Below are 230 nucleotides of genomic sequence, written 5' to 3'. Positions count from 1 at the left end.
AAAAGAGGATATTATCATTACCCGAAACGGCACAAAAATTGCCAAACTAACAGCGGTTAAAGAAACTCCTAGCGTTGCCCAGCCGGATAAAGTATATGAAAAAGCGTCAGAATATAGCTTTGATGGAAAGAAAGCCACTTATGAAGAGTTTCTTGTATTGCAACAGGAATCTGACGAAAGATACGAATATATTGATGGGGAAATCTACTTGCTTGCTTCTCCGAGGACAG

Annotated in this window: 1 pseudogene; it reads left to right on the top strand. The window is 39.6% G+C overall.

The annotated features are described in order from the left end of the window. Window positions 1-230, top strand: a pseudogene (locus tag RYX56_RS25620) (prevent-host-death protein); the annotation flags it as partial.

Source organism: Alkalihalophilus lindianensis (genome assembly GCF_032843265.1).
GTDB classification, from domain to species: Bacteria; Bacillota; Bacilli; order Bacillales; family Bacillaceae_D; genus Alkalihalophilus; species Alkalihalophilus lindianensis.
The sequence above is the reverse complement of the archived record's forward strand: the minus strand, read 5'-3'. Positions and strand labels throughout refer to the sequence as shown.